The sequence below is a fragment of the Methanobrevibacter thaueri genome (genome assembly GCF_015062905.1).
Lineage (GTDB): Archaea > Methanobacteriota > Methanobacteria > Methanobacteriales > Methanobacteriaceae > Methanocatella > Methanocatella thaueri_A.
Map to the genome: position 1 here is coordinate 1 of NZ_SUTK01000068.1, position 6485 is coordinate 6485.

At 35.8% G+C, this 6485-nt stretch carries 9 protein-coding genes and 1 pseudogene; 2 read left to right on the plus strand and 8 right to left on the minus strand.

Going from position 1 to position 6485, the window contains the following annotated elements; translation table 11 throughout:
• The 5 genes and pseudogenes from E7Z79_RS08820 to cbiM all read right to left on the minus strand — a co-directional run.
• Positions 1 to 120, minus strand: a pseudogene (locus tag E7Z79_RS08820) (riboflavin synthase); the annotation flags it as partial.
• A 135-nt stretch (positions 121 to 255) separates the two neighbouring features.
• Complete coding sequence (locus tag E7Z79_RS08825; protein WP_303739585.1) at positions 256 to 1089, minus strand: ATP-binding cassette domain-containing protein; 834 nt, start codon at positions 1087 to 1089, stop codon at positions 256 to 258.
• A 1-nt stretch (position 1090) separates the two neighbouring features.
• Positions 1091 to 1786 (minus strand): cobalt ECF transporter T component CbiQ, encoded by a 696-nt coding sequence (gene cbiQ, locus E7Z79_RS08830; protein WP_303739586.1) that lies wholly within the window; start codon positions 1784 to 1786, stop codon positions 1091 to 1093.
• 40 nt (positions 1787 to 1826) lie between these two features.
• Complete coding sequence (locus E7Z79_RS08835) at positions 1827 to 2114, minus strand: energy-coupling factor ABC transporter substrate-binding protein (protein ID WP_303739587.1); 288 nt, start codon at positions 2112 to 2114, stop codon at positions 1827 to 1829.
• 10 nt (positions 2115 to 2124) lie between these two features.
• Complete coding sequence (gene cbiM, locus E7Z79_RS08840) at positions 2125 to 2790, minus strand: cobalt ECF transporter S component CbiM (protein ID WP_303739588.1); 666 nt, start codon at positions 2788 to 2790, stop codon at positions 2125 to 2127.
• A 199-nt stretch (positions 2791 to 2989) separates the two neighbouring features.
• Between cbiM and pyrF the strand changes: the two genes are divergently transcribed.
• Together pyrF and E7Z79_RS08850 are read left to right on the plus strand one after the other, a co-directional pair.
• The gene (pyrF, locus tag E7Z79_RS08845) at positions 2990 to 3637 is read left to right on the plus strand and encodes an orotidine-5'-phosphate decarboxylase (RefSeq protein ID WP_303739589.1); all 648 of its coding nucleotides are present in this window, start codon (positions 2990 to 2992) and stop codon (positions 3635 to 3637) included.
• Between the two features lie 87 nt (positions 3638 to 3724).
• On the plus strand, positions 3725 to 3967 hold the full coding sequence (locus E7Z79_RS08850) for a DUF5654 family protein (protein WP_303739590.1): 243 nt from the start codon (positions 3725 to 3727) through the stop codon (positions 3965 to 3967).
• A gap of 42 nt (positions 3968 to 4009) precedes the next feature.
• On the opposite strand, the gene E7Z79_RS08855 is transcribed toward E7Z79_RS08850, so the two are convergent.
• Genes E7Z79_RS08855 through E7Z79_RS08865 form a run of 3 tightly spaced genes read right to left on the minus strand, consistent with a single transcriptional unit; the run spans position 4010 to position 6372 of the window.
• Complete coding sequence (locus E7Z79_RS08855; protein WP_303739591.1) at positions 4010 to 4537, minus strand: hypothetical protein; 528 nt, start codon at positions 4535 to 4537, stop codon at positions 4010 to 4012.
• Positions 4538 to 5461 (minus strand): deoxyhypusine synthase, encoded by a 924-nt coding sequence (locus E7Z79_RS08860; protein WP_303739592.1) that lies wholly within the window; start codon positions 5459 to 5461, stop codon positions 4538 to 4540. It lies immediately after the preceding gene.
• A gap of 8 nt (positions 5462 to 5469) precedes the next feature.
• Complete coding sequence (locus E7Z79_RS08865) at positions 5470 to 6372, minus strand: CBS domain-containing protein (RefSeq protein ID WP_303739593.1); 903 nt, start codon at positions 6370 to 6372, stop codon at positions 5470 to 5472.
• Positions 6373 to 6485: the final 113 nt, after the last annotated feature.

The window sequence follows — 6485 nt, forward strand, 5'->3', positions numbered from 1 at the left end:
AACGCCCGGAACAGTTTCACGGATTATTTTTAAATCATAAGCATTCTTTTTCAGCTCGTCGATAGCCGCTGCGGCCATGTCAAAGCGAGCAAAAGTGGTATCACAAATTCCAATTCTCATCTAAATTCACCTTATGAAAAAATATGTTTTTATTAATATAAATGTTTAATCAAAAATAAGAAAGTATTATGAATTATTACTATGAGTAATACTTTGACTTTTAATTTTATGAAAAAAATCTGGTTTAAAAAAAAATTAGTTTTTATTTAACAAATCCAAAAACTTTTCCTTGGCTTCATCAATTGTTAACGGATAATCTCCATTCATGTCAAAGCCTTCCCTTTCAAGTTGTTGGAATAAGTCTGTAACAATAGGAACCTTTAGATTTGCCTGTTCCAAGATTTCAGGTTTTGCAAAAATCTCCTTAGGAGTTCCTTCAGCAATCAGCAAACCGTCAACCAAAACAAAAACCTTTTCAGCATAGTTAGGAACCAAATCGACTTCATGTGTTGATATTACAATTGTAATCCCTTCCTCGTTGAGTTCATTAAGCAATATTGATAAGTCAACAACTCCCTGAGGGTCAAGACCTGCGGTAGGCTCATCCAAAACCATTACTTGAGGTTTCATTGCAAGAATTCCGGCAATTGCAACTCTTTTCTTTTGACCTCCACTCAAGTGATGCGGCGCAGTCTTTTCAAATCCGCTCATTCCAACACGTGCTAAAGCCTCTTCAACCCTGTCCTGAACCTCTTCCATCGGAAGACCTAAGTTAAGAGGTCCGAATGCAACATCCTCCTCAACTGTAGGGGCGAATATCTGATCATCAGGATTCTGGAAAACGATTCCAACTTTTTGCCTGAATTTGAGCAAGGATTTCTTATCATATTTTAATTCTTCACCGTCAATGAACACCTGCCCTTCATCAGGCTGATAAATTCCATTCAAATGCAGGAATAATGTTGATTTTCCGGCACCGTTTTTACCTAAAAGAGCAACCATTTCACCCTTTTCTATCTTTAGACTAACTCCTTTAAGCGCCTGATAATCCGCATTATATGAATATTTAATATTTTTTACCTCTAACATTTTAATTCTCCTTTTTTCTCGGTTCATAAACCGGAAGTTCACCAGTGTAACCTCTTGAATCTAGTGCAAATTGCAATGTTTCACTTTTATCAAGAGACCTTAAAAATATTGTACTTGCAAGAGCGCCTAAAGACTTGAATGAAGTCCAATATGAATGATATCCGAGTCTTGTGTCCTGTGCCTTTTGCATGGTATCGATTTCATTCAGGAATATGAAAATTGCATTATACATCAAAAGAGCTATTTCAACCATAACCTTCGGAACTTTCAAAGTTCTTAAGCAATTTAAGACCTTTGCAATAGGTGTTGTAAGAGCTAAGAAACCTAAACATGGTAAACATCCCATTACTCTCATAAATGTATAAACCGCATAATGGAACGAATCGGTAGTGACTACAATACCTAATATTCCAGTTTCATAAATGACTTCTCCTTTTCCAAAGAAGAACAATAAGAATATACATGTTATAACAAGAAATGCCATTGGAAGTGATAGGAATTTCAAATAAGATTTATAGTTAATCTTAGCAATGACTAATATTATAATAGACATTACAACAAAGATGAATACATCAAAATATAGATTATCAAGAGCCAATGTAACAATTAATAATATTATTGTTAAAAACAACTTAAAATAAGGATTTGTTTCTGTTAAAGCATTATGATGTGCAATATAATCCATATCAAATTTCATAAAATCACTATAAAAAAAGAAAAATAAAAGAAGAATCTAATTATTCTTCTTTACCTTGTCCTCTCCAGTAACCAAAGAAGTAACCAATAATGATTGCTCCGATAGCTGCTTGAAGAGCAAATAATAAACTTTCTATTTCACCACTAGGTGGTTCCCATATAGATGAAAACCAAGGTTTGAAACCAGTTTCTTCGATAGCTTCACCTGCAGCATCGTCTGCACCACCAAAGTATCCATCATCTTCTCCATGACCACTAAACATTATTAATGGTGCAATGAACAATATGATACAAACAACAGCCAATATAATTAATGTTGATGTTTTCATTTATATCACCTTATGCTTCATTAGGAGCTAAAGCACCTAATTTATCTAATAATTTTGGTTTGTAAGCTTTTAATCTATCCCAGATAATTACTGTTAAGATACCTTCACCGATAGCTAATGGTACTTGAGTTACTGCGAAAATAACTAAGAATTTTGTTAATGCTGATCCGAAACTAGGAGCAGGGAAAGCAATAGCTAATTGGAATGAAGTAGCTACGTAAGTTAATAAGTCACCTAAAAATGCTGCAAAGAAGATTGCAATGGTTGATGAAATATTAGCTTTGGTTAATCCTTTGTATACAAGCCATGCAACTAAAGGTCCGACAATACCCATTGAGAATATGTTTGCACCTAAAGTGGTTAAACCACCGTGAGCAAGTAATAATGCTTGGAAAAGAAGTACGATAGTTGCGAGTACAGCTGTTACGGCAGGACCGAATAACGCTGCACCTAATCCGTTACCACAAGGGTGAGAACAACTTCCAGTAACGGAAGGTAATTTCAAAGATGATAAGATGAACATGAATGCACCGCTTACTGCAAGTAAAGCTTTGGATTCAGGTGTTTCATCTACGATTTTTTTGATTTGATATAAACCAAATGCGACAACGATGAATGATATGACAAACCATATAATACACCAGGTCAATGGTAAATATCCTTCCATAATATGCATAAATTATTTCCTCCAAATTTCTAATCAATGTAATTTGATTAATCTCTCAATAAAAATTTAAAATATAGTTAAAATTTTATAAAGTTTTATTGATAATGATATTATATACTTTATTATATATAAATATTATTAGTAATACCCTAAACAAAATTTAGGCAAACCTAATAAATTTATAAAATAAACTACAAAATTTGATACCATGAACATAAAAAACAACTTGATTCTAGCACTTGACGTGATGAGTGAAAGTGAAGCGATTGAAATTTGTGACTCAATAAAGGAATACATCGACACCATAAAAATCGGCTATCCCCTAGCTCTTGCGGAAGGTCTTGAAATAATAAACAAATTAAAGGACAAATTCGGATTTAAGGTAATATGCGACTTTAAAGTGGCAGACATCGATGCGACAAACGAAAAGATCTGTGACGAAACCTTCAAGGCTGGGGCGGATGCAATAATATGCCACGGATTTGTCGGCGAAGACAGCGTGCAGGCATGCCTCGATATGGCAAACAAGCATGAAAAAGAGTTATTTTTACTGACTGAAATGTCTCATCCCGGAGCCAAAATGTTTCTGCAGAAAAATGCGGATGCAATAGCTGAGATGGGAGTTGAAATGGGAATAAAAAACTATGTTGCACCGGCCACAAGACTTGACCGTCTGTCAGACATCAGAAACATTGTGGGCAGTGATGCATACATAATCTCCCCAGGAGTTGGAAAACAAGGTGGAGACGGCAAAAAGACATTGGAATACTCAAATGCAATAATCGTCGGAAGAAGCATTTACGAGGCAGAAGACCCTGGTCTTGCATGCAAAAGTTTAATCGAATCCATCAAATAAACCTAAAATATTATAAATTAAGAAGAATAAAAATATCATTGTTCTTATTATCTTTGAACAAATTATAATTAAACGGAGGAAAAAAACATGGCAAACGAAGTAACAAAAATGATTATGGAAACCATCTTAGCTTTGATTACAACTGCATTCGCATTCGTTGCAGGTGAAGCATGGAACAGCGCAATCCAAAAATTAATTGAAAGCTTTATCGGTACTGGAGACGCACTCCCTAGTTTATTCACCTATGCTATTATTGTAACCATTGTTGCTGTAATCGTTACCGTTCTCATTGCTAGAGTAGCTGGTAGAATGGGTGTCGAAACAGAATAAATTTAAATAAAGGAATTTTTAATTCCTTTTAACTTTCTTTTTTTAATTTAACTTTTCAAAAGTTATTCCTGCAAATTCATAGGCTAATTCAAACAATATGAAGCAGATGAATACAAAAACATCGAAGGCACCGGCAAATGCCAATACGAATATAACTATTTTCATCACAAACCTATATTCAAAAAACAGATTTAAAAAGGTATTATCGGTAACTTTACCTATGGTTTCATGACCTATTTCATCAGATAATGCTCCTACAATACAAACAAGCAGAACAATTAAATTCAAATCAGGAATTCCGCAAATCAAGCATACAACCACAAATATAGCCATGGAAATGATATGATGAATGCCGTCGACTTTTAGGGCTATCAGATTGCCTATCAAAATCGCTATGAACACATAAGCCGCTCCAACATCACTTACAGTTGCAATTGCTGAAGCCAAACCACATAATACTCCAAAAATGCTTGCAAACTTCAAATCATGCTTTTCGTCAAAAAAATCGTCGGAATATTTCATGAAAAATCCGGACAATAAAAATAAAATAGCTAAAATAATATAATTCATTTAATCACTTGAAATCCTATCTAGACAAGCCGCATAAATCAATGGAAAGATTACTGTAACATCCCCAACGACACTTGCAAGGCTGGATCCGCATCTTGCCTTCGCCCAAGACTTTGCCTCTTCAAGTGGTGCGCCGCCCAGACTGCCTGCTTCCGGCCTGTCCATTGTAATTTGAATAGCCGCATCAAGGCCGCCCTTAATGACATTGGATGCTAATGTATAATGCTTTGTTAGGCCTCCTCCCAAAAGAATTGCACCTACCTTCTCGGCTTCAAAGACAATATCTGAGAGGTAATGCATGTCAGCTACCGCATCCACTACAAAATCATGGTCCTGGTTAAATATCCACAGCTGCAGGCCCATCATAGAATCGATTAATCCCGGAGCAAAAATGGGAACATTGTTTTTTGCAGCGGCGGCTACAAATGAGTTTTCATCATCAACCATCAAACCAATCTCATATAACAGTTCCTGGATGGAGATATGATTTCTTTCGCTGGAAATCTTTTCAAAGATTTTGATTATTTCAGTTTCGAATATGGTAAAATCATCGGAACCGACATTTATATCGGCAATCCGGCCTATGCCCTCTTCATTGAGCTCTTCATCATCACGCCCCTCATGGCGGTAATGTGATCCTCCAAATGCCTCAACCAGGTCGTGAGTGATGTTGGCCCCGCTTGATACAATCAAATCAACATGACGATTTTCAATCATTTTAGTTACGATATTTCTCATGCCCCCAGGTATCAAGGGACCTCCAAGGCTCATGAAAACCTTCATGTCATCATCCTGAATCATATCGGTTAGAATATTGCAGGCCCTTCCTACTCTGCCCGCTCCTAAAACACCTGATCTGTCAAATTCATCAACTAAATCAGATACCTTCATACAATTTGAAATATTTATTGGGTTAACTTTCATTAAATCACTTAATTGGTAATGATAGGGAATTGCTTTAAGTTTGTTATGCTGTCAATTAAATCTGTTCTTGTGACAATTCCAAGCAGGGAATGATTGTTGTCTGCAATAATCAATCTTGAAATTGATTTTTTAAGCATAACCTCAATTGCATTGGCTATCTTTAAATCCTCATTGACGATAACCACATTTGTTGACATCAGCTCGCCGACGGTTTTATCTTCCTTATCCTCAGCAATAGCATTTACCAAATCGGTTAATGTGAACACTCCCACAACCTTACCATCCTTTATAACAGGAGCTCCGTCAATTTCCTTTTTGACTAGCTTTTTGGCTGCCTCTTTTACGGAACAGTCAACTGTAAATGATACGACATCACGGCTTGCAATGTCCCCTACAGTCTGTTTAGGAATGCTTCTGATGGTTTTTGTATCAAGCAAAAGTATATTGTCCATATCGTCACGGCCAACGATTGTCCCCATGACTCCCAAGTTGTTTACCGGTGTTGGACCTATACTGATTTCATCTCCAAGATTCAAATCTTTGATGCTTCCCAATACTTTAATTGCAGCTTCACATTCACTAGGCTGGGGAACACTGGTAAATTCAATCTTAGCAACAGAAATATCCTCTATCCTTTTGCCGTTCTTGTAGATAGGCACCATGGAATCATTGTCTGAAACTGAAATGTTCAAAGCATGATACGCTTCAATTGTTGGCTTATATCCTCCTCTAGGACCAGGCACTCCCTTAACCAGACTTAAACTTCTTAGAGCCTGCATCTGATTACGAATTGTTCCCGGATTCCTGTTCATAACCTCAGCAATATCCTCGCCCTTAATGGACTTTCCATTAGAGGATTGATATAAGTTAATTAAGGTTTGCAAAATTTCTTTTTGAACAGATGTTAACATGTTTAATCCCCATTTAATTAATATAATATTAATATTTATGTAAAGTTTACCTTATAAATGTTAATGATTAATCATGATAAGAAAAAATTGAATTTAAAAAAAAAGAAAATGAA